Origin of the sequence: Sphaerisporangium perillae (assembly GCF_023276435.1) — a bacterium.
Taxonomy (GTDB): domain Bacteria; phylum Actinomycetota; class Actinomycetes; order Streptosporangiales; family Streptosporangiaceae; genus Sphaerisporangium; species Sphaerisporangium perillae.
Map to the genome: position 1 here is coordinate 14,958 of NZ_JALLPO010000034.1, position 25,136 is coordinate 40,093.

Annotated in this window: 25 protein-coding genes; 8 read left to right on the plus strand and 17 right to left on the minus strand. The window is 70.5% G+C overall.

Translation table 11 applies throughout. The features are described from left to right. Positions 1-29: 29 nt before the first annotated feature. The 9 genes from MYF83_RS43950 to MYF83_RS29490 form a co-directional block, all read right to left on the minus strand. Positions 30-209 (minus strand): CoA-binding protein, encoded by a 180-nt coding sequence (locus tag MYF83_RS43950; RefSeq protein ID WP_248963997.1) that lies wholly within the window; start codon positions 207-209, stop codon positions 30-32. A 56-nt stretch (positions 210-265) separates the two neighbouring features. Then, the gene (locus MYF83_RS29455; protein ID WP_248963998.1) at positions 266-1,273 is read right to left on the minus strand and encodes a PDR/VanB family oxidoreductase; all 1,008 of its coding nucleotides are present in this window, start codon (positions 1,271-1,273) and stop codon (positions 266-268) included. Positions 1,274-1,337: 64 nt separating this feature from the next. Continuing rightward, a complete protein-coding gene (locus MYF83_RS29460) occupies positions 1,338-1,922 on the minus strand; it encodes a hypothetical protein (protein WP_248963999.1) in 585 nt (194 codons plus the stop codon). Positions 1,923-1,936: 14 nt separating this feature from the next. Then, on the minus strand, positions 1,937-3,049 hold the full coding sequence (locus MYF83_RS29465; RefSeq protein WP_248964000.1) for a zinc-dependent alcohol dehydrogenase: 1,113 nt from the start codon (positions 3,047-3,049) through the stop codon (positions 1,937-1,939). Beyond that, positions 3,046-3,897 carry an ABC transporter ATP-binding protein gene (locus MYF83_RS29470; protein ID WP_248964001.1) on the minus strand — a complete coding sequence of 284 codons (852 nt, stop codon included), beginning with the start codon at positions 3,895-3,897 and terminating at the stop codon, positions 3,046-3,048. Before MYF83_RS29470 ends, MYF83_RS29465 begins: the two co-directional genes overlap by 4 nt. Next, entirely contained in the window at positions 3,894-4,733 is an 840-nt protein-coding gene (locus tag MYF83_RS29475; RefSeq protein ID WP_248964002.1) for an ABC transporter permease, read from the minus strand. The genes MYF83_RS29470 and MYF83_RS29475 overlap by 4 nt, the downstream gene beginning before the upstream one ends. 11 nt (positions 4,734-4,744) lie before the next feature. Continuing rightward, a complete protein-coding gene (locus MYF83_RS29480; protein ID WP_248964003.1) occupies positions 4,745-5,848 on the minus strand; it encodes an ABC transporter substrate-binding protein in 1,104 nt (367 codons plus the stop codon). Between the two features lie 50 nt (positions 5,849-5,898). Next, the gene (locus MYF83_RS29485) at positions 5,899-7,185 is read right to left on the minus strand and encodes a Rieske 2Fe-2S domain-containing protein (protein WP_248964004.1); all 1,287 of its coding nucleotides are present in this window, start codon (positions 7,183-7,185) and stop codon (positions 5,899-5,901) included. Between the two features lie 53 nt (positions 7,186-7,238). After that, positions 7,239-8,450, minus strand: a complete 1,212-nt coding sequence (locus MYF83_RS29490; protein ID WP_248964005.1) for an MFS transporter — start codon at positions 8,448-8,450, stop codon at positions 7,239-7,241. 279 nt (positions 8,451-8,729) lie between these two features. On the opposite strand from MYF83_RS29490, the gene MYF83_RS29495 reads away from it, so the two are divergent. From MYF83_RS29495 to MYF83_RS29530, 8 genes are all read left to right on the plus strand, one after another. Beyond that, the gene (locus MYF83_RS29495; RefSeq protein ID WP_248964006.1) at positions 8,730-9,554 is read left to right on the plus strand and encodes an IclR family transcriptional regulator domain-containing protein; all 825 of its coding nucleotides are present in this window, start codon (positions 8,730-8,732) and stop codon (positions 9,552-9,554) included. Continuing rightward, complete coding sequence (locus MYF83_RS29500) at positions 9,547-10,329, plus strand: IclR family transcriptional regulator domain-containing protein (RefSeq protein WP_248964007.1); 783 nt, start codon at positions 9,547-9,549, stop codon at positions 10,327-10,329. Before MYF83_RS29495 ends, MYF83_RS29500 begins: the two co-directional genes overlap by 8 nt. Positions 10,330-10,438: 109 nt before the next feature. Then, a complete protein-coding gene (locus tag MYF83_RS29505) occupies positions 10,439-11,302 on the plus strand; it encodes a MurR/RpiR family transcriptional regulator (RefSeq protein WP_248964008.1) in 864 nt (287 codons plus the stop codon). A 94-nt stretch (positions 11,303-11,396) separates the two neighbouring features. Beyond that, the gene (locus tag MYF83_RS29510; protein WP_248964009.1) at positions 11,397-12,857 is read left to right on the plus strand and encodes an APC family permease; all 1,461 of its coding nucleotides are present in this window, start codon (positions 11,397-11,399) and stop codon (positions 12,855-12,857) included. Beyond that, positions 12,854-14,092 carry an aspartate aminotransferase family protein gene (locus MYF83_RS29515; RefSeq protein WP_248964010.1) on the plus strand — a complete coding sequence of 413 codons (1,239 nt, stop codon included), beginning with the start codon at positions 12,854-12,856 and terminating at the stop codon, positions 14,090-14,092. Before MYF83_RS29510 ends, MYF83_RS29515 begins: the two co-directional genes overlap by 4 nt. Positions 14,093-14,099: 7 nt before the next feature. Further along, positions 14,100-15,386, plus strand: coding sequence for a type I glutamate--ammonia ligase (locus MYF83_RS29520; RefSeq protein WP_248964011.1), 1,287 nt, complete (start codon positions 14,100-14,102; stop codon positions 15,384-15,386). Beyond that, positions 15,376-16,518, plus strand: coding sequence for an amidohydrolase family protein (locus MYF83_RS29525; protein ID WP_248964012.1), 1,143 nt, complete (start codon positions 15,376-15,378; stop codon positions 16,516-16,518). Before MYF83_RS29520 ends, MYF83_RS29525 begins: the two co-directional genes overlap by 11 nt. Further along, positions 16,515-17,666: a M20 metallopeptidase family protein gene (locus tag MYF83_RS29530; RefSeq protein ID WP_248964013.1), complete on the plus strand. Its 1,152-nt coding sequence runs from the start codon at positions 16,515-16,517 to the stop codon at positions 17,664-17,666. Before MYF83_RS29525 ends, MYF83_RS29530 begins: the two co-directional genes overlap by 4 nt. A 427-nt stretch (positions 17,667-18,093) precedes the next feature. On the opposite strand, the gene MYF83_RS29535 is transcribed toward MYF83_RS29530, so the two are convergent. From MYF83_RS29535 to MYF83_RS29570, 8 genes are all read right to left on the minus strand, one after another. Continuing rightward, the gene (locus tag MYF83_RS29535; RefSeq protein WP_034275260.1) at positions 18,094-18,297 is read right to left on the minus strand and encodes a cold-shock protein; all 204 of its coding nucleotides are present in this window, start codon (positions 18,295-18,297) and stop codon (positions 18,094-18,096) included. Positions 18,298-18,590: 293 nt separating this feature from the next. Then, positions 18,591-19,001 (minus strand): VOC family protein, encoded by a 411-nt coding sequence (locus MYF83_RS29540; RefSeq protein WP_248964014.1) that lies wholly within the window; start codon positions 18,999-19,001, stop codon positions 18,591-18,593. Continuing rightward, positions 18,998-19,843 carry an AraC family transcriptional regulator gene (locus tag MYF83_RS29545; RefSeq protein WP_248964084.1) on the minus strand — a complete coding sequence of 282 codons (846 nt, stop codon included), beginning with the start codon at positions 19,841-19,843 and terminating at the stop codon, positions 18,998-19,000. The genes MYF83_RS29540 and MYF83_RS29545 overlap by 4 nt, the downstream gene beginning before the upstream one ends. Before the next feature lie 145 nt (positions 19,844-19,988). After that, complete coding sequence (locus MYF83_RS29550) at positions 19,989-20,867, minus strand: TauD/TfdA dioxygenase family protein (protein ID WP_248964015.1); 879 nt, start codon at positions 20,865-20,867, stop codon at positions 19,989-19,991. Next, entirely contained in the window at positions 20,864-21,697 is an 834-nt protein-coding gene (locus MYF83_RS29555; RefSeq protein WP_248964016.1) for an ABC transporter ATP-binding protein, read from the minus strand. The genes MYF83_RS29550 and MYF83_RS29555 overlap by 4 nt, the downstream gene beginning before the upstream one ends. Continuing rightward, on the minus strand, positions 21,681-22,745 hold the full coding sequence (locus MYF83_RS29560) for a taurine ABC transporter substrate-binding protein (protein WP_248964017.1): 1,065 nt from the start codon (positions 22,743-22,745) through the stop codon (positions 21,681-21,683). The genes MYF83_RS29555 and MYF83_RS29560 overlap by 17 nt, the downstream gene beginning before the upstream one ends. 46 nt (positions 22,746-22,791) lie before the next feature. Beyond that, on the minus strand, positions 22,792-23,661 hold the full coding sequence (locus tag MYF83_RS29565) for an ABC transporter permease (RefSeq protein ID WP_248964018.1): 870 nt from the start codon (positions 23,659-23,661) through the stop codon (positions 22,792-22,794). A gap of 209 nt (positions 23,662-23,870) precedes the next feature. After that, positions 23,871-25,121, minus strand: coding sequence for a serine/threonine-protein kinase (locus MYF83_RS29570; protein WP_248964019.1), 1,251 nt, complete (start codon positions 25,119-25,121; stop codon positions 23,871-23,873). Positions 25,122-25,136: the final 15 nt, after the last annotated feature.

Sequence of the window (25,136 nt, forward strand, 5' to 3'; positions counted from 1 at the left end):
CCCCGGGGACCGAGCTGGATGCGGGCCGCTCATCCTCGGCACAGTGCCCACTCGACGCCCGGGCAGCGGTCCATGACGACATCGAGCCCGGCGCCGAGGGCGCGCTGGGCGGCGGCCTGGTCGATCGCGCCGAGCGGGAGCCAGACCGCGCGGGCGCCCGCCGCGATCGCAACACGGTCAGCCCCTCGGGGCTTCCACGGAGCGAGCACAGAAGAGGAATTCCGGATCCGGCAGCCGGCGGCCGCGCCGTCCTGCGCGTCGGCCCCTATATGTCGAGGACCAGGCGAGGGGTTCTGGACCTGCCGACGCAGATCATCATCGTCTTGCCCGCCTGGCGTTCCTTGTCGCTCAGGATGGTGTCGTGGTGTTCGGGCACGCCCTCGATGACGCGGGTCTCGCAGGTGCCGCAGTATCCCTCCTCGCACGAGGACATGGCTTCGGGTACGACGTCGCGCACCGCGTCGAGAATGGTGCGGTCGGACGGGACGGTGACCACACAGCCGCTGCGCCGCAGCTCGACCTCGAAGGTGGTCACCTGGCTCACGACAACCGGCTCGGCCGCTCGTGCCGCGCCCGTCGAGCCGAAGCGCTCCGTGTGCAGGCTCATCGGGCCCTCGGCACACCGCCGCTCCACTGCCGCCAACAGGCCCTCGGGCCCGCAGCAGTAAACGGCCGTGCCCGGCCCGCTCTGGGCCAGCGCCGCGTCGAGATCCGGAATGCCCAGCTCGTCCTGCGGAACGATTTCGACGCGGTCCTCGCCCAGCTCGACCAGCTCCTCCACGAACGCCATGGATGAGCGTGACCGCCCGCCGTAGACAAGGCGCCACTCGGCGCCCCGTGCGCTGACGTCCCGGACCATCGCGAGGATCGGCGTTATGCCGATCCCCCCGGCGACGAACAGGTACCGAGCCGCTTCGACCAGCGGAAACCTGTTCCGCGGGCCGCGGACCGAGATGGTCTTGCCCGGCAGCACGGTCTCATGCAGCTCCTGAGACCCGCCGCGGCCTGCCGCCTCGCGCAGCACCGCCACGGTGTAGCAACCCCGGTCGGCCGGTCGGCCGCACAGCGAGTACTGCCGCACCAGGCCCGAGGGCAGCACCAGGTCGATGTGCGCGCCGGGTTCCCAGGCGGGCAGCTCGCCACCGTCCGGATCGACGAGACGCAGGGACATCACGTCGTCGGCTTCCCACGTCGTGCTTCGCACCAGTAGGTCACGTCTGTCCGGGTCGGCCCCGTGCAGCGTGGCCGCGGGATTCTCGCTCAGCATGGTCATGGTGTTCGCCTTCGCAGATCTGGGTGCGGGGTACCGCCATCACGACGCCACGGGGGTACCGCCGTCATGACGCCACGGCGGGTTCGCGGGGGCCACCCCGCAGTACGTCGAGGAAGTGCGCCGCGAGCTCGGTGCCCCGCAGGACGACGAGCATGTCCGCGGCCTCGCGCAGCGTCGCCATCGCCGTGTTGCCCATAGGGGTGTCCCAGTTCCGGGAGCCGACCACGAGGGCGGCGATCAGGGAGCCGTTGGCCCGGGCGGCCTCGGCCAGGTTCAGGCACAGGGGCCCGGGTACCTCGGCGAGGTCGGTGGCCAGCAGCACCACCATGTCGGCGGTGTCCACCAGTTCGGCGACGCCGAGGTCGTCGAAGGCGGGACGCCAGCCGTGCTCGCCCAGCGGGACCGACCCGAGCCGCGGCACGTCGCCGTCCACACCCGTCGACGCGGTCACGCCCCGGACGGTCATCAGGCCGTCGAGACCCGACCCGAGCATGGCCACCTGTGCCCTCGTGGCGTCGGTGCCCAGTGGTACGACCAGGACGCGCGCCTCATATGAGCGTCGCGCGCCGTTCGGCCGTGCACTGTCCGGCCGCGCGCCGTTCGGCGGTGCGTTGTCCGGCCGCGCGCCGTTCGGCTGTGCACTGTTCATCACGGTCCTTCCCTTCAGGTGGCCGGCCGGTCCGCCCACGGGCGGACGACGACGTGCGGGGTGTCCGGGCCCTGCCCGGCGGCTAGCCGGTTCAGCATGTCGCCGACGCCGGCAAGGGGCACGTCGACGGTGGGCACGCCCTCCAACCCGGATCCGCCGCCGTCCAGCAGCTCGATGCTCTGGCGCACCCGTTCCGGGGCGCGGCCGCGCACGCCACGGATGGTCGCGTTCAGCCTGGTCAGCTCGCTGGTGTCGAGGGTCGCGGCGGTCGAGCCCTTGCCGCCCGCCAGCACCAGCCGCCCACCTTGGGCGAGCAGGGATACCGCACCGGTGACGCTGCCGGACCCGGCGCCGGTGAGGTCGAGCACGACGTCGGCCATCCGGCCATCGGTGGCCTCCGCGAGAAGCTCCCGCAGGTCGGGGCCGGCGGATTCGGCGGCGGTGGCGCCCAGGGACCTCGCGATGTCCAGACGGGAGCGGTCCTGCGGCAGACCGGAGACGAGGATCTCGCCTGCGCCGCCGTACCGTGCCGCCGCCACCGCAGCGAGCCCGTGATACCCGGGGCCGAGCACCACGACCGTCTCGCCAGGCCGTAGCGCGCCCGCGCCCAGCACCCAGTCGAGCGCGTTCGCCAAGGGCAGTGCCCAGGCCGCGAGCGTGTCGCCGAGGCCGGTGGGCAGCGGATGGACCACGGCCTCCCTGGGCAGGTACATGTACTGGGCGTTGCCGCCCCACAGGGAGGGGCTTTCGTCGACAGGGACCAGCCCGACCCGGCGCCCTTCGCCCCACATGTCGGTACGGGGACACAGCCGGTACCGGCCGGCGCGGCACTGTTCGCAGTCGCCGCAGGGCAAGTACTCCTCGACCACCACCCTGTCACCGGCCCGCACGCCCCAGCGGCGCGCGGCGTCGTCGCCGAGCTCGGTGACGACGCCGTGCACGTGGTGGCCGAGCACCGTCGGCCTGGGCAGCCCGGCGCTGTGCAGCGCCACGTCGGTGCCGCAGATGCCGCCGGCCTCCACCCGCAGCCAGCCGTCGTCCGCCCGGCTCGGCGTGAGGGGGAACTCGCGCAGTTCGGAGCGGCCCCCGGGCAGGGCGACGCTCGCCAGGGCGGTGCCGGCCGTCATCGGCGGAACCATCGGCGTCGCTCGGGCGGCCGGGTGGCGGCCTGGCTGTGGTCGACCTCGTCGCGCAGGTGCTGCCAGATGTCGTAGACCATCTCGCCGTACTCCGGCCGCTGGCGAAGTTCGAGCACGTCCCGGGGGCGTTCGAACGGCACGTCGAAGAAGGCCTTGGCCCGTCCCGGATGCGCGGTCATCACCATGATGCGGTCGCCCAGGGTGACCGCCTCGTCGACGCTGTGCGTGATGAAGACGACGGTCTTGCGGGTCTCGTCCCAGATCCGCAGCAGCTCGCCCTGGAGCAGGGTCTTGTTCTGCTCGTCCAGCGCCGAGAACGGCTCGTCCATGAGCAGCACGTCGGGGTCGTTGGCGAACGCCCGGGCGATGGACACCCGCTGGCGCATGCCTCCGGACAGCTGGTGGGGGTAGCAGTCCGAGAACTGAGTGAGCCCGGTCTTGGCCAGGTAGTGGCCCACCGTCTCGCGGATGTCGGCCGCCGGCACCCCGCGCATGCGCAGGCCGTACGAGGCGTTGTCCCAGACGGTCATCCAGGGAAAGATCGAGTCACCCTGGAAGACCATCGAGTTCTCCGGCCGGCCCTCTGCCGAGCCGTGGACCTCGACCCGGCCCGCGCTGGCCTCCTCCAGACGGGCGAGGATGCGCAGCAGCGTCGTCTTCCCGCACCCGCTGGGGCCGACGATGACGAAGAACTGCCCACGCGGGATGTCGAGATCGAGCGAGTCCAGGGCGGTCACGGTGCGGTCCTTGGCGGGGAACTGCTTGAGCAGGCCCCGCACCGACACCGTGATCTCCTGGGCCGGGGCCACCGGCGAGGAGGCGTGCTGGTCGATCATCGGTCGGTCCTCCAGGGAGTGACGAGGCGGGCGACCCAGCCGAGTACGAGCGACATCGCGTAACCGATGACCGCGATCACCAGCAACCCGACGTACATGGTGTCCACCGAGTACAGCTGCCAGGCGTTCCAGATCATGAAGCCGAGACCGGACTGGGCGCCGACCATCTCGGCGATGGCGATGAGGATCAGCCCCAGGCCGGCGCCGAGCTCGATGCCGGTCATGATGCTGGGCATCGCGCCGGGCAGGGCCACCGTGCGGAACACCTGCAGACGCTTTGCGCCGAAGTTCTTCGCGACGTCGTAGTACATGGGCTGGATCTGCAGGACGCCCGCGGTCGTGTTGAGCACGACGGGGTAGAACACGCCGATCGCGACCATCACGATCTTCGACATCTCGCCGAGGCCGAAGACCAGCAGGATCAGCGGCAGCAGCGCGCTCTTCGGGATCGGGTACGTCCCGGACACCAGCGGCGAGAGCGCCGCCCGCACCGGACGGCTCAACCCCATGACGGCGCCCAGCACCAGTCCGGGGATCAGGCCGAGCCAGAAGCCGAGGAACAGCCGCTGCAGGCTGGCCCAGGTCTGGGTCCACAGCTCGCCGGAGGACACCATGTCGACCATCCGGCCGAAGATGCTGCTCGGCGCGGGGAAGAACCGTGCGTCCAGCGCGCCGATCCGGACGAGGACCTCCCAGATGCCGAGCAGCACCAGCGGGGTGACGGCGGCGAGCAGGCGGTCGCGGTTCCGGGCGTTGCGCCAGCGCGCCGGCCGTACGGGCGTGGCGGCAGGGGCGGCCTCGGTGCCCTGCCGTTCCGGGGAAGTTGTGGTTGCCATGGGTGCCTCTCCTATCCGGCGGCCTTCGCGGCCCCGGCCTTGTCGAACGCGCCGAGCTTCGCGACCGCGGCCTTCGCGAACGAGGGGTCGACCAGTGTGTCCACCGAGACCTTCTTGCCTTCGAGCCAGCCCTGCTTGTCGAAGAAGTCGTAGTCGCGGCGCAGGCTCTCGGCGTTGACCACCCCGTCGGGGTTGACGTAGTTCGCCACGATGGCGCGGTAGAGCTCCGGCTTGAGCCCGGTGGCCGTGGTCACGATCTTGACGATCTCGTCGGCGCCCTTGCCGGTCACCTTGCCGTCCGCGAGCGCGGACACGTAGTCACGGGCGCCCTGCAGGTAGGCGGTCATGAAACAGGTGCCGAGCCTGCTCTTCTCGCCGGCGAACTTGCCGCCGTAGAGCACGACGGCCAGTTGCTGGTTGTCGTAGACGTCCGGCGGGCTGGCCAGCCGTACAGCGACCCCCCGCTGCTCGGCGACCGTGGCGGAGGGCTCAGTGATCATTGCCGCGTCGATCGCTCCGTTGCCGAAGGCGGTCACCTGCTCGGCGAAGCCGATGTACTCGTGCTTGACGTCGCCGTAGCCAAGGCCACCGCTCTCGAGGAGCGCGCTCGCGGTGGAGGACGTCGCGGTGGCCTGGGCGGGCTCGGCCACCTTGAGCCCCTTGAGGTCGGCGATGGTCTTCACCTTGCCGCCGTCGTGGAGATCTTTGCGCACCATGAGAGGCATGTAGCCGTACCCCTTGGGCATCGACCCCTTGTCCGCGACGATCCGCAGTTCCACGCCCCGGGCCACGGCGTTGTAGAACCCCGCGGACGGGGCGCCGGCGCCGACGTCCAGCTGACCGGCGCCGAGCGGCGGGATCATCTTCGCGGCGGAGTCGAACGGTACGAACTGGACGGTCAGGCCCTGCTTCTTGAAGTAGCCCTTGTCCTGCGCCACATAGAACGGCGCGTCACTGGCGCTCTTGGTGATGCCGACGGTCACGGTCTTGCCGTCGCATGTCTCGCCTCCTGCGGCCTGTGTGGAGCCACCTCCACAGCCCGCCGTGACGAGTGCCATGGAGACGGCCACGCCGGCTGTCGCGGAGCGCAAGCCGGTGCTGGTGATTGCTTTCATGTCAGCGTCCTTCGTTTCTCGATGGCCGTCCCCGAAGGCCATGAGGGGGGTCAGATGGAGACGAAGTCCTCGCCGGGCGAGGCGATCAACGCCTCCCGGGCTCCTTCTTGGAACGGCACCGAGTTGGGCAGGATGAGCGAGGTCGACCGGACTCGCTGGTGCGCCGGGTCGGCTCCGGGCAGCACGTCGGTCTCGTCGAGATCCTCGGTGGCGGCGAGCAGCCGGCGTCGCGCGAGGATGATCGCGGCGTCGCTGGTGCCCAGCCGCTCCTTGGTGCGGTCGCAGATCTCGCCCATGCTCTCCTGCAGCGAGGCGTCCTGCATCGCGATGCCTTCGACCCCGCTGAACGTGCGGTTGTCCTTCTGCGCCTGCCGGTCGATCAGGTAGTCGTTGGCCCGGCTCGCGACGGGACGGTACGTGCCGGGCACGTACTTCACGTGGATGCCGTCTCCGGCGCGCATCGCGGCCAGCTCGTCCTCGCGCAGGGGACGGCTGGGGTGGTAGTTGATGCTCCAGGACCAGCAGTTCTCGTCGTCGATGGGCACCCAGGCGTGGCCGCCGAGCGGGTTGTGGGTACCGAACGGCGGGATGATCGTGTACCACGGCATGATCCACTGCGTGATCCGCCAGTAATAGTTCTCCTCGTCGGCGAACCGCCGGGCGCCGATCACGAGCCCGCCGTCGGACTCGGCGACCTCGAACTTCGGCCGGGTGTCGGCCTTGAGGTACTTCAGCCCCTCGGTGCCCGCGTGCATCGGGTCGTCGTCGATGTTGAACCGGTGCGCGAAGGAGACGTGGCTGGAGTCGATGCCGCCCTCCATGGCCTGCAGGTAGTTGGACTCCTGCCAGCGCTTGGAGACGTAGCGCTGATCGTCGTCGAGCAGTGCCCACTCCAACTCGGGCAGCGGGGGCTGCTTGTCGGCCGGGCCCATGTAGGTCCAGATGATCCCGGCACGCTCCACGCACGGGTAAGCGGTGTGCTTGATGCGGTTCTTGAAGGACGAACTCTCCGGCTCGGAGGGCATGTCGACGCAGTTGCCCTCCACGTCGTACTTCCAGCCGTGGTACGAGCAGCGCAGACCGCAGTCCTCGTTGCGGCCGAAGAACAGCGACGCGGTGCGATGACTGCAGAACTCGTCGAGCAGGCCGATCCGGCCCCGCGAGTCGCGGAAGGCGATGAGTTGCTCGCCGAGCAGCTTCACCCGGACGGGCGGGCAGTCGGGCTCGGGGATCTCCTCGGCGAGCAGCGCCGGGATCCAGTACCGGCGGAACAGGGCGCCCATAGGGGTGCCGGGGCCGGTCCGCACGAGGCGTTCGTTCTGTTCATGGGTGAGCATTACTGTCCTTCCTGGAGGCGAAAACAGGTAAGAGCCAAAGGCCGGAGACGGCTTCAGATCGCTTCGGCGAGTTCCCTGGGGGACGTACTCTGGGCGCGCCAGACCAGGGAGAGGACGCCGGCGGCCAGATAGACCGACACGACGGCGAGCCAGCCGACGCTGTAGGACCCGGTGTGGTCGACCAGCAGGCCGAAACTCAGCGGCCCCAACGCGAAGCCGATGTAGAGGCCGACCGCGAGGACCCCGGAGGCCGTGCCCACGACCTGGATGGGGCTGATCCGGATCAGGACGAGCATGACGACGACGTTCGCGGCGATCCCGCTCGCACCGAACAGCGCCGCGGCCACCCAGACCACCCACGGCAGGCCGAGCTGTTCGGCTCCGAGCAGGGCGCACGCGGCGAGCCCCGAGACCGTGGCGAGCAGAAGCAACGGACGGCGGGGCTCGCGCATCCGTTCGGCGGCACGCCCCCAGCCGATGCGGGCCACGAGACCGACTCCGCCGACCGTGGCGGCGGTGAGCCCGGCGACCCGAACCGACATGTCCAGCCGCTCGAAGCTGTAGAGCGGCAGGTAGACGTTCGTGGCCTGCAGACCGGCGCCGGTGAGGAGCGCGTATCCGGCGAGCCACCACACCGAGGCCGGAAGGTCCGCTGTCCGCCTGGCGGCCCTGGGCGCGGGCGTGGCGTCGCCGGCCGGGACCGTGCCCGGCACGAGCAGCAGGCCCGCGACGGCGGCGATCGCGGCCACGGCCGCGGCGCCACGCCAGCCGAACGCCACCGCGATGCCGGGAAGCGCGAGTCCCGCGGCGAACTGGCACATCTGCACGCCCGACTGCTTGACCCCCATCAGGGATCCGCGCCGGCCCGCGGGCACCCGCGCGGCGATGAGCTGGTTCGTCACCGGGTTGGAGAGTGCTTGAACCGCGCCGCAGACGACCACGGCGACCAGCAGCCAGGGGTAGGACGGCGCCAGGGCGACGCCCCCGATGGCCATGCCGGCTCCGGTGAACAGGACGGCGAGCACCATACGGGCGCTGAAGAGATCGGCGCACCGGCCGACGAATGGGGAGAAGGCCGCCGCGGCGAGGAACGCCGCCGTCGCGAAGGTGCCGAACTGGGCACGGCTCAGGCCCAGGTCCGCGGTGACCACCGGCGAGGTGGCAGTGAGGGCGTAGAGAGCCAGCGGTCCGGCTCCCATGGAGAGCGCGAGCGTCAACCCGAAGCCTCGAGGCACCGAGGTACGGCCTTCGGTCGCGCTTGTCATCGAGAAACCTTTCGCATGTCGAACATTGGTGCGTAATGCGGATACACGTGACCGTAAAGTGCGCGTAACGTCGCGTCAAGCCATCGAAGCTACCGATTCGAGGTCGTATGGGAGCCCTGTCCACTTCCGCGACCGTCGATTCCCGTCCAGTGCATTGCACATCATGCGTATGGACAGCTACGGTTCGCCATGCGCAAACATGCGAGGCGATGAACCGCACGGTCGTCGGGACGGATCCGATCTGAGAGGATCATCTGAACTGTGGAGAGCGAGGCCTTGATGACGGACGCCGCGCGGCACTCCCGTAACACCGACTTCGTCCAGTCGCTGGCACGAGGCCTGGCCGTCATCAAGGCATTCGACGCCGACAACCCGCGGATGACGCTGAGCCAAGTGGCTCGAGCCGCCAACCTGGCGCCCGCCGCCGCCCGCCGGTCCCTGCTGACGCTGGCCCAACTGGGGTACGTCGCCTACCAGGACGGGCGCTACTCGTTGCGCCCACGCGTGCTCGGCCTCGGCTACCGATACCTCTCCCGGCTTTCGGTGCGCGACGTCGCCGAACCTCACCTGGAGCAACTGGCGGCCGAGGTGCACGAGTCGTCGTCGCTCTCGGTCCTCGACGGTGACGACATCGTCTACGTGGTGCGGGTGTCCGTATCACGCATCATGACGATCGGCATCGGGATGGGAACTCGCCTGCCCGCGCACCTCACATCCATGGGGCGGGTCCTGCTGGCCAACCTCCCCTCCGATGCCCGCGAACGCCACCTCGAACGGGTGTCGCTCACCCAGCGGACCAGCAAGACCATCCGAACCGCCGGCGACCTGCGCGCGGAGCTCGAACGCGTCCGTAACCAGGGTTGGTCCATCGTCGACCAGGAGCTGGAAGAAGGACTGCGGGCCGTCGCGGTGCCGGTACGGTCGGGCGCCGGCGTGGTCTTCGCCGCGCTGAATGTCTCGACACACGCGAGCCGTACCTCGATCGACGACATCCGGCGGTCGCTGCTGCCACCGCTGCTGGCCGCCGCCGCACGCATCGAGGCCGACCTGCGGATCTACCCGGCCAGACCCGCACCCGACCACCGAGGAGGCAACGGTGTCTGACCGGACGGCGGGGGAGCCGCCCTTCGTCCAATCCCTGGAGCGTGGCCTTGAGGTGCTGCGGGCGCTGAACGACTCTCCCGCGAGCCTGACCCTGACGGAGATCGCCACCCAGGTGGGGATGACACGAGCGGCCGCGCGGCGGTTCCTGCTCACCCTCGTCGAGTTGGGCTACGCGGGATCCGACGACCGGGGGTTCTCGCTGCGACCCCGGGTGCTGGAGCTCGGGCATGCCTACCTCTCCAGCCTGCGGCTCCCGGAGGTCGCCCTGCCGCACCTGGAGCGACTCGCCGCCACGGTGTCCGAGACCACCTCGTTGACCGTTCTGGACGACGACGAGATCGTCTACGTCGCCCGCGTGCACGGGTTCCGCATCCTCACGGTCTCCATCGCCGTCGGAACCCGCTTCCCCGCCTACGCGACGTCGACCGGCCGGGTCCTGCTGGCCGGTCTGGACGCCGACGAGTTCGAGGCCTACTTCGAGCGCATCACGCCGCGACAGCTCACCTCCGGAACGCTCACCAATCGTGAGCGCCTCACCCAGGAGATCGCCCGGGTACGCCGGCAGGGGTGGACCATTGTCGACCAGGAGCTGGAGCAGGGCCTGCGCTCGATCGCGGCACCGGTCCGCGACGCCGACGGCCGGGTCGTCGCGGCCGTGAACACCTCCACGCACTCAAGCCGCACGTCCATGGACACCATGCGCCGGTCGTGGCTGCCACATCTGCTGGCCACCGCGGACAGCATCGGCGCCGAGCTCGCCCAGACGCCGAACTGATCCGGCCCGGACCGGGGACCTGGACGTCGGCTATACCTTTCCGGCCCGGACCGGGGACCTGGACGTCGGCTATACCTTGCTCTTAGCGTGATGTGAGGAGAGCGGGAACATGAGTGTTGCGAGTGGCGGGGGCGCGAGCTCCAGTGTCGCGGAGCGGGTTCGCAGCCGCATGGGGCGGCTCTCGGCCGGTGAGCGCAAGGTCGCCCGGGCTCTCCTGGCGCACTATCCGTCGGCGGGTCTGGGGTCCACCCACGAGCTCGCGGGGCGTGCGGGCGTCAGCGCCCCGACCGTCGTCAGGTTCGTCGCCCACCTGGAGTTCGACGGCTACAAGGAGTTCCAGCAGGCGCTCCGTGACGAGGTCCAGGAGCGCAGGGCCTCGCCGCTGACCATCCCGCAGCGCATCACCAAGGATGACCTTCGCGCGGTCTCCGCCCGGGTCTTCACCCAGGCCGTCGAGCAGACCTACGCGTCGCTCCCCGACGAGGAGCTGGACAAGGCCGTCGACCTGCTCGCCGACACCGGCAGGCACATCACCTGCTTCGGCGGCCGTTACTCGCACCTGCTCGCCGCCTACCTGGACCTGCATCTGCGCCAGATGCGCCCGGGGACGACCGTGCATCCGCAGACGCCCACTCACCACTCGGGCTTCCTGCTGGACGTCGGCAAACGTGACGTCTGCGTGGTGTTCGACTTCCGCCGGTACCAGCGCGACGTCGTCGATCTGGCCGTCCACGCGCACGGCAGGGGGGCGAAGATCCTGCTCGTCACCGACCCGTGGCTGTCACCGGCCGCCGAGGTGGCCGACCTCGTTCTGCCGGTCAAGGTCGATGGTCCGAGCCCGTTCGACTCGATCGTCCCGGCCACGGCCGTCGTCGAGTCGATGGTGGCCGGTGTGCTGGCCAAGCTCGGGAAGCAGGCCGAGACCAGGATCAGAGAGGCGGACGAGCTGGCCGGGGACATCACGTTTGACTGAGACGTTTCTTGGGCGATTTATTGACATTCGAATGAAATGAATGTTTCATGGCGGCACCCCGCGCCCGACTTCCGCGTCTCCTGGAGCCCGCCTCATGGCCGATAAAGCACCACGTAAGCTGCGCCTGTGGGAGGCACTCGCCCTCTCCGTCGGGTTGATGGGCCCGACCCTGGCCATGGGCCTCAACGGTCCCGGCGTCGCCGCCACCGTCGGCAAGGCCGTCCCGCTCGTCTTCGTTCTCGGCCTCATCGGCGTCGCCCTCGTCGGATACGGCTTCTGGCGCCTGACCCAGCACTTCAACCATGCCGGGTCGGTGTACGCGCTGGCCGGTGCCACCATCGGGCCGCGGGCCGGCTTCTTCGGCGGCTTCGCGCTCCTTGGCACCTACTTGTTCTTCCTGACCTGCACCCAGGCCGCCACCGGGGTGTTCGCGCACGCCTTCCTCGAGGCGCTCGGCGTGCACAACAGTGGCCCGTGGATCATCGTCGCCGTCGTCGCCGCGCTCGGCATCACGATCCTCAACTCGCGCGACACCCGCCTCACCGCGCGGATGCTGCTGGTCATCGAGGGTTTCGGCATCCTCGCCATGCTCGTGCTGGCCGCCGTCGTCGTCGGCGGCTCCGTCACCGGGTCGGGCGGCGGCACTGAGAGCGGGGGAGCGCCCATCCTGGACCTCTCCACGTTCACCGCCGGCGGCACGACCTTCGGCACGATCATGACCGCCACCGTCTTCGCGTTCCTGTCCTGGGCCGGCTTCGAGGCCTGCGCCTCGCTCGGGGAGGAGACCGACAACCCCAAGCGCAACATCCCACGCGCTCTCGTCGGCAGTGTGGTGCTCACCGGCCTGCTCTTCGTCGTCATGATGTTCACCGAGACGATCGGATTCGGCACCGACCAGGCGGGCATCGACGCCTTCGCCGGTGCGGAGTCGCCGCTGTCCACGCTGTCGGCCCGCTACATCGGCACGTGGTTCGCCCTTGTGGTCGCCTTCACCGCGGTGGCGTCGGCGTTCGCGAGCTCGCTGTCCTCTTCCGCGGCCGCCGCCCGCATGCTCTTCGCCCTCTCCCGGGACGGTTTCGGGCCGAAGGCGCTCTCCCGCGTGGACCCCGCCACCGGGTCTCCCCGCGTCGCCCTGGTCGCCGTCGTCGCCATCACGCTCGTCGTGGACGTCATCGTCTGGGCGGCCGGGGTCGGCGCCTTCGACGCGTACTACTGGTTCGCCACGCTCGGCGTGCTGTGCATCCTCGTCGCGTACGCCGTGGCGGGCGTCGGCGTCATCGCCTTCACCTTCTCCGGCCGCTCGGCCATCCCCCGATGGGAGGCGGTACTGCCGGTGGCCGGCATCGCCTACCTCCTCTTCGTCTTCTACAAGCAGTCGTCCGGCCAGGACGCGCCGTACTCCTACTTCCCGTGGATCGCGGGCGTGTGGTGCCTGCTCGGCGTCGCGGTGATCCTCTCCGCGCCCGCCCTCGCCCGGCGCATCGGCGAGCGGCTCACCTCCGAGCTCACTGGCACGGGCAGCGTCGCGGACGAACTGGTGGAACAGCCTCGATGACCTCGCTCTACGACGCCGATCTCGCCGTCGTGGCCGGGGCGCAGCGGCTGCGGTTCTTCCCGCTCGCACCGGTTTCGGGGCACGGGGCCCGCCTGGTGGAGGCGGACGGCCGCGAGCTGATCGACCTCTCCGGCGCCTGGAGCGCGGCCGGTGTCGGCTACGCGCATCCGCGGGTCGTCGAGGCCGTGGAGCGAGCGGTACGGCGGATGGCGGGGGCCAGCCTGCTCTCGGCCACCAATCCCGAGGCGGTCGCGCTCGCCGAGGAGCTGCTGGCCATCACTCCTGGCGCATCCGATCGCCGGGTGTACCTCGGTCACGCCGGCTCCGACGCCAACGCCGCGATCATCAGAAGCATCCGCGCCGCCGGCCACCGCCCGCGCATCATGACGTTCGAGGGCTCCTACCACGGCGGGCTCGGTCCCGCCCAGCACGTCTCCGGCCTTCATGTCGCGGCCGGCGCCGAACGGGACCCCGGTCTGGTGCTCGTGCCCTACCCCGACCTCGACGGCGTCGCCACCGAGCTCGCCGCCGGCGACGTCGCCGCGGTGATCGTCGAGCCGATCCTCAGCGACGGCGGAGTGGTCATCCCACCGGCCGGCTTCCTCAAGGGGCTCGCCGACCTGTGCCACCGGCACGGCACCTGGCTGGTCGCCGACGAGGTGAAGGCCGGTCTCGGGCGAACCGGCCGGCTGCACGCCTTCGAGTGCGACGGCATCGCCCCCGACCTCGTCGCGTTCGGCAAGTCACTCGGCGGAGGGCTGCCGCTGTCCGCGGCGATCGGCCCGGCCGAGATCCTCGACGCCGCCGAAGGATCATCGCTGCTCACGACCGCCGGCAACCCGGTGGCGGCCGCGGCCGGGCGCGCCGTGCTGCGCATCTTGGCCGAGGAGGAGCTGCCCGCCCGCGCGGCCCGGCTCGGCGAGGGGCTGGGCGCCAGGCTCGACCAGCTCCGCGCCCGTCACGACCAGGTGGCCGACGTGCGCAACCGCGGGCTGATAGGCGGCATCGAGCTGACCGACGCCACGACCGCGGCCAAGGTCGTCTTCCGCGCCTACCAGCTCGGCGCGGTGCTCTACTACGTAGGACCGAGGTCGAACGTCCTGGAGCTCACCCCGCCGCTGGTCATCGACGAGGCGGATCTCGACCGGGCGCTGGACGTCCTCGACACGGCCATCGCCGATGTCGCGGCAGGCAAAGTGGACGACGCGGCCGTCGCGCCGTACAGAGGTTGGTGACGTACGCATGACATCGATGATCTTCATCGCGACCTGCGACCTGGCGGGGCAGACCCGCGGCAGAGCCGTCCCGGCGGCGGACCACGACAAGGTGCTGCACACCGGGGTCGGCTGGGTGCCCGCCGACCTCGCGATCAGCTGCTTCGGCCCGATCGCCGAGGACAACGTGTTCGGCCCGACCGGTGACCTGCGACTGCTGCCCGACGAGTCGACCGGCGTCGACATCCCGGCCGATGGCACGCACCCGGGCGTGCGCCTCTACCTCGCGGACCAGGTGCTGCCCGACGGGTCGCCGTGGCCGTCCTGCCCGCGCACCTTCGCCCGGACGGCGATCGCCGAGTTCCGCGAGCTGACGGGGCTGGAGGTCGTGGCGTCGTTCGAGCACGAATTCGTCATCGAGGGCCTTCCTGCCTCACCGCCGTTCTCGTTCGAGCGGTTCCGCGACGCCGAACCGTTCGGGTCGCAGCTGGTCGAGCTGATGACCCAGGCCGGTCTCGAACCGGAGACCTGGCTGCCGGAGTACGGCGACGGGCAGTTCGAGATCACGATGCGGCCGAGCGGCGCCATGGTGGCGGCGGACCGCGCCGTGCTGCTGCGCGAGCTGGTCCGCGACCTCGGTCGCCGCCGCGGCCGGCGGCTGACCTTCGCGCCGCTGGTCGGGCCCGAGGGGGTCGGCAACGGCGTGCACGTGCACCTCTCGCTGCGTGACGCCGAGACCGGTGAGCCGGTGCTCTTCGACGACTCGCGACCGGGGCGGCTGTCGGAGATCGGCGGCCGGTTCGCGGCCGGCATCCTCCAGCACGCCCGCGCGATCACCGCCGTCACCGCGCCCAGCCCCGTGTCGTTCCTGCGGCTCACCCCCCACCGGTGGAGCGCCGGCGGCATCTTCCTGGCCGAACGCAACAGGGAGGCGTTGCTGCGGATCTGCCCGACCACGTCGAGCGGCGACGCGGCGCGGCAGCTGAACCTGGAGTTCCGCGCCGCCGACGCGACCGCGAACCCGTGGCTGGTGATCGGCACGCTCATACGGGCCGGACTGCGGGGCGTCACCGCCGGGTATCCCGAGCCGAAGGTGTGGCCCGAGCACAGCACCGAGGCCGAGCTGTCGGGCGCGCCCTCCCTGCCGGGGTCGCTGGACGAGGCGCTCGACGAGCTGGCCAAGGACGACGTCGTGCGGGGCTGGTTCGACGATGATCTGCTGCGGACGCACCTCGACGTGAAGCGCACCGAGCTCGCGCTGGTCGAGGGGCTGGGGGCCGATGAGGTGTGCCGGAGGATCGCCGATGTCTACTGATCTCAAGGGGCGGATCGACGAGATAGGGCTGGTCGACCACCACGTGCACGGCACGCTGCGCCGGCCGGTGGAGCGGCCGGCGTTCGAGGAGCTGATCACCGAGTCCGACCGGCCGATCCCGTCGTGGATGACCCAGCTGGACTCGCAGCTGGGCTTCGCGATCCGGCGGCACTGCGCGCCGCTGCTCGGGCTGGAGCCGTCGGCGAGCGCGGACGACTACTGGGCCGCGCGGTCCGCGTCGGCCCCGGACGAGCTGGCCCGCACCTTCCTGCGCGCGAGCGGGACGGAGCACTGGCTGGTGGAGACGGGCTACAAGGGCGACCAGATCCTCAGCGTCGCCGGCATGGCGTCCGCCAGCGGCGTCCGAGCCGACGAGGTGGTGCGGCTGGAGGCGGTGCTGGAGGAGCTGGCCGCCACGGCCACCTCCGCCGCCGGCCTGCGAGACGGCTTCCGCGAGGCGCTGGAGAAGCGGGCGCGCGGCGCCGTCGGGCTGAAGAGCATCGTGGCCTACCGCCACGGCTTCGACTTCGACCCGGCGCCGCCGACCGACGCCGAGGTTCGCGAGGCCGCCGGAGACTGGCTGCGGGAGATCGGCACGGGGGCGGTGCCGCGCGTCGACGACCCGGTGCTGCTGCGGATGCTGCTGTGGGCGGGGGTCGAAACCGGCCTGCCGCTGCAGCTCCACACCGGTTACGGCGATCCGGACGTCGAGCTGCACCGCTCCGACCCGCTGCTGCTGACCCGCTGGCTGAAGGCCGTGGAGCACACCGGGTCCGACATCCTCCTGCTGCACTGCTACCCCTTCCAGCGCAACGCCGGCTATCTCGCCCAGGTCTTCCCGCACGTCTACTTCGACGTGGGGCTCGCGATCAACTACACCGGCGCACGCTCCGACGCGATCGTGGCCGAGAGCCTGGAACTCGCGCCCTTCGCCAAGGTGCTCTACTCCTCCGACGCGTGGGGCCCGCCGGAGTTGCACTACCTCGGCGCGCTGCTGTGGCGCCGTGGCATGACGCGTGCCCTGTCGGCGTGGGTCGAGGAGGGCGAGTGGACTCCGGCGGACGCCGTACGCGTCGCGACGATGATCGGCCGCTCCAACGCGGCCCGCGTCTACGGATTGGACCTCGGATGAGCGACCACGCCGAGCTGTGGGCGGCCCTCGAGCGGGAACTGCCCGCGGCCCTGTCGTTGCGCCGCCGGCTGCACGCCTCGCCGGACCTGTCCGGCGGCGAGTCGGCGACGCGCGAAGCCGTACTCGCGTCGCTGCCCGACGGGCTGCCACTGACCAAGGTCGCGGAGACCGGGGCGGTGGTGCGCGTCGGCGGACCGGGACCGGCCGTCGGAGTGCGCGGTGAACTCGACGCGCTCGCGGTGACGGAGGCGACCGGCGTCGAGTGGAGCTCGCGGAACCGCGGGATCATGCACGCCTGTGGCCACGACGTGCATCTGGCCGCGCTGGTGGCGATGGCCCGCGCGGTGCACAGGGTGGGAGGGCCGAAGCCGTTGCTGCTGGTCCTGCAACCGCGCGAGGAGACCTACCCCTCAGGAGCGCAGGACATCGTCGAGAGCGGCGTGCTCGGCGCCGAGCGGTGCGAGGCGATGATCGGCGCGCACGTGCAGCCGGTGCTCGCGCCCGACGTCGTCGCCTGCGTACCCGGCGGTGTCAACGCCTCTTCGGACGAGTTCCAGATCAGCGTGCACGGCGAGTCGGGACACGCCGCCTACCCGCACCTCACGCGCGACCCCGTTCTGGCCCTGTCGCACACGGTGGTCGCGCTCCAGAGCGTGGTCAGCCGGTCGATCGACCCGATGGTGCCGGCAGTGGTGGGGGTCTCGTCACTACAGGCGGGGAGCGCGGCCAACGTCGTTCCCGGCGTGGCGAGGGCGCGAGGCACCATACGGGCGCTGTCGACGGCGACGCGCGAACTGCTGCACCAGCGAGTCGTCGAGGTGGCGGAGTCGGTGGCGCGGACGCACGGATGCGAGGCAGAGGTGACCTTCGTCAAGGGGGAGCCCGTGCTGGAGAACAACCCCCATCTGGTGGCGCAGGTGTCCCGGCTGCTGCGGTCGCACGGGCTGGAGGTCTCCGACACGCTTCGCTCGGTGGGCGCGGACGACTTCTCCTTCTTCGCCGAGCGGATGCCGTCGGTGATGATGTTCGTGGGCACTGATACCGACGTCTCCCTGCACAGTGACCGGTTCCTCCCGGGCGATGCGGACGTCGACCGGCTCGCCCGCGCGATGCTGGCCGGCTACCTGGGCGCCTGTACAGCGCTGTGACTCACGTCCATGGGTGATCCTGGCGCGGCGGGCGCTTCGGGAGAACGGGCTTCGTCGGCTGTGACAGGTAGCGAAGAGGAGGAGCGCCACCGACACCGAGGTGGAGGTCTCCGCGAACCGGGTGAAGACCATGAACGCCGCGCAGGTACAGGAGCTGAGGTCCCAGCTCGAAGCCGTTGCTTGGTGACGGCACCGTACGCCTGTGGGGCGGTGTCGCGGTCCCGGCCGACAACGATCTATCGCGCCTGATCTGCCCGCTGGCCGCCCGGTCCCCCTTCTCCGCGGGGGATGACAAGTCCGCCGTTCCCCTACCTGATGGGGGAGGGCGGTGCTGAAGTCCATGCCGCCCGGCCGAGTGATCTCGGCCATGACGCGAGCCGGGGCCCGCACCTCAAAGGTGCGGGCCCCGGCTGTGTGGCGTGGTGCGTCAGGCGGGAACGATGTTCTCGGCCTGCGGGCCCTTCTGGCCCTGGGTGACGTCGAAGGACACCTTCTGGCCTTCCTGCAGTTCGCGGAAGCCCTGAGCGGCGATGTTCGAGTAGTGGGCGAAGACGTCGGCGCCGCCGCCGTCCTGCTCGATGAAGCCGAAGCCCTTTTCCGCGTTGAACCACTTCACGGTTCCAGTCGCCATGTCAATCTCCTTTGATTAGAGGGCCGAACCGGAACCGGCACCGTGCCGATTCCGTGTCGCCGTGATAAGCCCGTCCGGAGATGACCGGGAAAACAAAAAATGCACCCAACGTTACAATTCCCGTCAGGTGCGCAAAAAGTTTACGGATACCACAACTGCAACTGCGAACAGCCTAGCACATCATCTCCACGACGAGTCGCAGGAGAGGGATGCCGGTCACGTGGCCGAGAGCCGGAGCGTCCCGAGGGCGCCCGGTGGGGGCGGCCCAGGCCGGGACGCTTCGCTGGGCCATCTCAGGTTTTGCGGGGTTCGCCGCGGTAGGTGCCGAAGGACCAGAGGTTGCCCTCCGGGTCGCGGACGGCGAAGTCGCGGGAGCCATAGTCGGTCTCGCGGGGCGCGTAGAGCGTCTCGGCTCCGGCATCGGTGGCGCGGGCATACAAGGTCTCGGGGTCGTCGGTGACGACGTACGCGCCGAAGGTGCCCGGGGGCAGCCACCACGGGTTGTCCTCGCTGCGTTCCCGGTCGGAGCCGAGCATGATGCCGCCGCCGAGCGGCCAGTCGAGTTGTGCGTGGTCGACACGGTCGCCGTCGCCGTACACGGCGGTGGCCTCGAAGCCGAACGCGTCCACGAGAAAGGCGATGAGCTTGCGGGCGTCACGGGCGCGCAGCGTCGGCCAGACCTGAGGTTGAGGTGTTTGCGTCATGCCATCGAGTCTGGCTCCAGGACCGGGACGGGGGCTTGGACGTTTCGGAACTCTTCGGCCAGCCATTGGGTGGGCGGGCAACCTGCGAGGTCGCGGAACTCCCGGGCGAGGTGCGCTTGGTCGTAGTACCCGCATTCGGCCGCCAGGTCCGCCAGGCAAGGAACGCTCATGCCCGCGCCGGCCAGGTGTTGCAGCTTCCGCCGGGCCCGGTCGAACCTGATGACCCGGGCGGCGGCCTTGGGAGTGAGCCCGATCTCGGCGGTGAACCGCGCGCGGAGGTGACGGGTGCTCCAGCCGACCTCATGGGCCAGGTCGCCGACCGGCATCCTGCCGCCGCTGGACAGCAGCAACCGCCAGGCCCGGACGACCTCGGCCGGCACGACGCGGTCGAGATCGGCCTGGCGCAGCAGCAGTTCGTCCAGGATCGCGAAGCGCCGGCCCCAGTCCGGCGCGGCGTTCAGGCGGTCGTGCAACTCGTTGGCGACCGAGCCCAGGACGGCGGTCGCGTCCACGTCGACGTTCCGCAGCGGGCCCGCGGGCAGGCCGAGCAGGGCACGCGCGCCGAGCGGGCTCAGGGCGAGTTGCACACCGGCCTGCCGGCCCTCATGCGTGATCAGGGCGGTCGAGGTGTGCAGCCCGCCGACCAGCGTGTGGTACCGCCCCGGCGGCTGGGCCGGGTCGGGATGGGCGGCGATGTCGAGCGGATCGTCAAGGGTCACGATGACGGTCAGGTACGGCGACGGCAGGCCGCGATGGCGGCCGGGGAGTCCGTCCCGCTCGCGGTAGCCGTGGTAGTCCCCGATGAGGGAACGCAATGCGGCAGCGGGCGTCCCGTGCACCATCTCCACGCCCACCCCTTCCCGCCGGCACCCCGGCACCATCGTTCCCCGATACCGGTACCCACTTGGAACGTACGCCGAGGCGTACATGATCCGCATGTCGCAGGCAGGAAAGAGTCGTGGCGGGCGAAGGCGTGGTCTGCCCGCGTCACCGGTTGGGGACGGGGCCCACCGGAGTGTCGCCGCGCAGGGTGATGCGGTGCATGACGCGATGTTGCGTACCGTAATCGCGGTTGGCGTAGTGGGCCGTGCCGCGGTTGTCCCACATGGCCACGTCCCCGGCGCGCCAGCGGTGCCGGATGATGTGCTCGGGCTTGGTGAGATGCGCGTAGAGCAGGTCCAGGATGCCGCGGCTCTCGGCCTCCGACACCCCGACGATGTGCGACGTGAAGCCCGGGTTGACGAAGATCCCCTTGCGTCCGGTCTCCGGATGCACGCGGACGACCGGATGCTCGACCGGGTCGAGCCGGGTGACGACCTCTCCGTCCCAGACGCTTCCCTTCCCGCCGCGACGCTGGGCCAGGTAGTAGCCGAACTCGCGGTTGCCGTCGTGTACGGCGGTGAGCTTGTCGGCCAGCTCGCGCACGGGGGCGGACAGGGAGTCGTAGGCGAGCTGGCTGTCGGCCCAGTTCGTGTCACCGCCGGTGGCGGGCAGGACGACCGCGCGCAGGATCGACCCCAGGGGCGGGCGTGGCATGAACGTGACGTCGGTGTGCCAGACGTCGGCGAAGCCGTTGTCGGCGCTGTCCAGCGCGTAGATCTCCGGATGCGCCTCGTCCACTCCGCCGACCACCGGATGGGAGGCGGTGAGTTCACCGATGCGGCGTCCCAGCGCCACCTGGCCGTCGTCGTCGAGGTTCTGGTCGCGGAAGAACAGGACCTTGTGATCGACCAGGGCGGCGCTCACCGCCGCCACCTCCTCGTCGGTCGCGGTCGCCAGGTCCAGGCCGTTCACCTCCGCGCCGAAGTTGGGTCCCAGCGGGGTCAGGCTCAGGTCGACATGCGAGACGTGCAACGTACTGGTCATCTCGTTTCTCCTTCCAGGGCGGCGGCGGTACGGACGGCATGGCCGATGGTGGTTCGCAGGGCGGCGTACTCGGGTAGGGCTCGCAGCTCGTCGGGTTCCAGGCCGGTGCGCGGGAGACCGACTTCGAGGTCGAGGGCGATCCGGCCAGGGCGGTGGGTGAGCACCACGACGCGACTGCCGAGGAACACCGCCTCATCCACGCTGTGGGTGACGAAGACGGACGTACGGCCGGTCTCCGTGCTCACCCGGCGCAGGTCCTCTTGGAGGCGCTCGCGGGTGAGCGCGTCCAGCGCCGCGAACGGCTCGTCGAGCAGCAGCAGTGGATCGTCGCCCGCCAGCGCCCTGGCGATGGCCACGCGCTGCTGCTGGCCTCCGGAGATCTGCCAGATCCGCCGGTCGGCGACGTCGTGCAGGCCCACCCGTTCCAGCAGTTCCGGGACGCGCCGCGCCCGTTCCGGCTTCGGGACACCGGCGTACCGCAGGGCCAGGTCGACGTTGCCGCCCACGGTCTTCCACGGGAAGAGCCGGGGCTGCTGGAAGACGACGCCCGCGCCCCTGCCCGGCACCGGCTCCTCGCCGCCTGTCCGGACGGTGCCGGAGGTGGGCCGCTCGAAACCGGCGATGAGGCGCAGCAGGGTGCTCTTTCCGCATCCGGAGGCGCCGACGATCACGAGGAACGAGCCCGTGGGAACGCGGAGGGAGATCGGTCCCAGCGCGGTCACGGCGCTCCGGCCGTCACCATAGACGTGCTCGAGCTCGCTCACGTCCACGGCCGCGACGTCTTCAGGGGCGGGGGCGAGACCCGCTACGGGCTCAGGATTCGAGGGCACCGGGGAGTCCGCTGTTGTAGATCGCCTTCTGCACCGTCGCGAGATCGGGCACGCTGTCGATCTTCTGCTGGTCCTTGAGGAACTGTGCGGCGCTGACCAGGTTCTGCGCCAGGCCGCCCACCTTTCCAGGAGTGCCCAGCCACTCATCGCCGGCCAGGTCCGCCGGCTTGAGGAACACGCCCTGGCTCAGTTGCGACTTGGCCTCCTCCGGGCTGATGTTCAGCTCCTTGCCCACCGCCTCGGCGGCGGCTCCGGGGTCGCCGGCGATCAGGTCGAGCGCCTTGGCCTCAGCCTTGCGCCAGGCGTCCACGGCCTCGGGGTGCGCGTCGATGAACGCGGTGGCCACCACCCCGAGGTCGAGGGTGGGCTTCCCCGCGGTGGCGAGTTCGCGACTGCTGATGAGTACCTTGCCGTTCTTCTTGATCTCCTGCAGGGTCGGCAGCCAGGTGTACGCGGCGTCGATGTCACCCCGTGTCCAGGACGCCAGGATGTCCTGGGGCTCCAGATCGACGAGGGTCACGGCCGACTCCGGGATGCCCGCCTTGTCCAGGGTGGCGAGCAGGCTGTAGTGGGACGTCGAGGCGAACGACGTGGCGATCTTCTTGCCGCGCAGGCCCTCGATCGAGGTGATGCCCGTCCCGTTCCTGGCCACCAGCGCCTCGTTGTCACCCGCCACGTCCAGCACGAACGCCACCTGGTACGGGATGTTCAGGGGCGCTGCGAGCCCTCGAGCCACCGGACTGGAGCCGATCGCCGCGATGTCGACGCTCTTGGCCACGAACGCGGTGTTGATGCTGGCCCCGGAGTCGAACTTGGTCCAGGTGATCGTGTAGCCGGGCAGCGCGTCCTCCAGCCAGCGCTTGTTCTTGACGATGAGGTCCCCGCTGGGGAACGCCTGGTAGGCGACGCGGATCGTCTTGGCAGGCGCGCCCCCTCCACCGCCCCCTCCGCCGCCGCTGGCCGCGCCGTCGCCGCACGCCGCCAGGACGGCCGCCGTGACGGCGGCCAGGGTGATCAGGAGCAGTCGCCTGGGGCGTTGTCGTGACATGGGGGGTTTCCTTCCAAGGATGGGTCGAGCGGAGGGCCGGTGGGGCTCACGTGCGCCCTCGCCAGGGGATGAGCCGGTTCTCGGCCGTACGCAGCACGGCGTCGATGAGCAGCCCGGACAGGCCGATGGCGAACAGGCCGAGTACGACGACGTCGGTCTGCAGGTAGCGCTGGGCGTCGCGCACCATCCCGCCGATGCCCGGCACGCCGTTGATGGTCTCGGCGGCGACCACCGAGGAGTACGCCAGGCCCACGGCGAGCCGGATGCCCGTGAAGATCTCCGGCAGCGCGTTGGGCAGCACCACGTCCCTGACGACGTTCCACCGCGTGGCGCCCAGTGCGCGTGCCACCTCGACCAGCCCTGTCGGGGCGCCGTGCACGGCGGAGGCGGTGGCCACCGCGACCGGGGGCAGGGCGGCGATGGTGAGCAGCCACAGCTTCGGGGTCTCGTCGATGCCGAACCAGATGATCAGAAGGCTGAAGTACGCCAGCGGGGGCAGGGCACGGACGAAGGTGACCACCGGTTCCGTCACCAGCCGGATCCACGGGACGGTGCCCATGATGACGCCCAGGACCAGCCCGGCCACCGCACCGAGCACCGAGCCGATGAGGATCCGGCGCAGGCTGATCCCGAGATGCTCGATCAGGTAGTGCCCGCTGTAGCCCCGGATCCCGTCATGAGTGGTGGAGGTCAGCACGAGCTGGTCCCACACCGCCTTCGGTGAGGGCACGAACGACGGGTTCCGCGTCGTGACGGCCGCGAGCTGCCAGAGCCCCGCGAGCACCGCGATGGCCGCCAGCCGCACAACGATCCGGCGTGAGCTGCGCCGGTCCGGAGCCGCCCCCGGCGCCGGCCCGCGGCCCGGAGCCACCGGCCGTTCGAGCCGCTGAGGGGCGTCCGGCTGCGTGTAGACCACGGTGATCCTCCGGAGGCGCGTATGTCATCGTTCCGCGTCTCTAGTCACGGATACATGGTTTTCCTACCTTATTAGAAGGGAATAGGCAAGGCAAGCGCTCCGCGCGGTCTCGATCTTGACGATGGGGCGGAGGCGGTCGTCGCCGTGCGCCGAGTGGGGACCTCGCAGCCGGGAGTTCACGCGTCTCGCGGCGTCGGGCGCCGAACGCGTCAGCGGGTGATGGCGACCATCAGGTCGGCGGCCGTGGGGCGGTTGCGGGGGTTCTTGTCCAGGGAGGCGGCGACCGGTCCGCGCAGGGGATAGGGGAGCACGGAGAGGTCCGGGTGGTAGGTCATGATCAGATTGATCACGTGATACTGGGTCGAGCCGCCGAAGGCGAGCCGGCCGGTCGCGCCGTAGATCATGGTCGAGGCCCAGCTGAACACGTCCGACTCGGGGCCGACCGGGCCGCCGGAGACCTGCTCCGGCGACATGTACGGGAGCGTTCCCTTGAACCCGCCCGACGTCATCGTCGCCCGGTCCAGCGCCTTGGCGACGCCGAAGTCGATCACGCGCGGACCGTCGGGACCGAGCAGGACATTGGCCGGTTTGAAATCCCGGTGCACGATGCCCGCGGAATGGATGCCGCGCAGGGCGGCGGCGGTCGCGATGGCCAGCCGGGTCAGGCCGTCGCCGTCCAGGGGCCGGTCGTCGTGGACGCGCCGCTCCAAGGAGACGCCGGGCACGTACTCGCTGGCGATGTAGGCGACGTCGCCGACCACCCCGACGTCGATCAGGCGGGCGGTGGAGAAAGGCGGCACGCGCTGCGCCGCCAGGGCCTCGCGCATGAAGCCGTCCCGCTCGGCCATGCCCCCGGGGATGCGCGCGTGCAGCACCTTGACGGCGAGTTGCCGTCCGTCGCGGGACTGGGCGAGATAGACCGTTCCCTGACCGCCCTGCCCGAGCCTGCGCAACAGCCGGTAGGGCCCGATCTCGCCGAGAGCATCCGAGAAGGACGGGCTCACCGCCGAGTCGGTGCCCCAGGGATCCCATGCCGGATGGGAGGTACCTCGGGGGCTCGAGGACTCCGGCGGGAGGGTCGCCGGGTAATGCGACGTCGGCGACGGATAGGTGACCGCGACGGGCAGGCGCGGCCGGAATACCTCTGACCGAAGGCGGAACGCATGTATCGTTCCAATGATCCACTGGCTGCCGAACCAGGTCCACATGGCGATGTCATTCCGCAGCGCTTCTTTGGGCAGCTCCTCCGGGGTCGGCGCCACGATCATGACCGCCACGAACAGTACGCCGTAGCCCACCGCGGCGAGCCGCACGCTCAGGCGCGGCAGCCGTACCGCCGCGGATCCCATGATGGCGACGGTCGCGATGCCGAAGGTGCAGAGCGGAACCAGTGCCCAGACGATGCTGAGCGTGCGCCTGAGCGGCGAAAGCGGTACGGCGGGCTGGCGGGCCGGGGGCATGGTGCGCATGATACG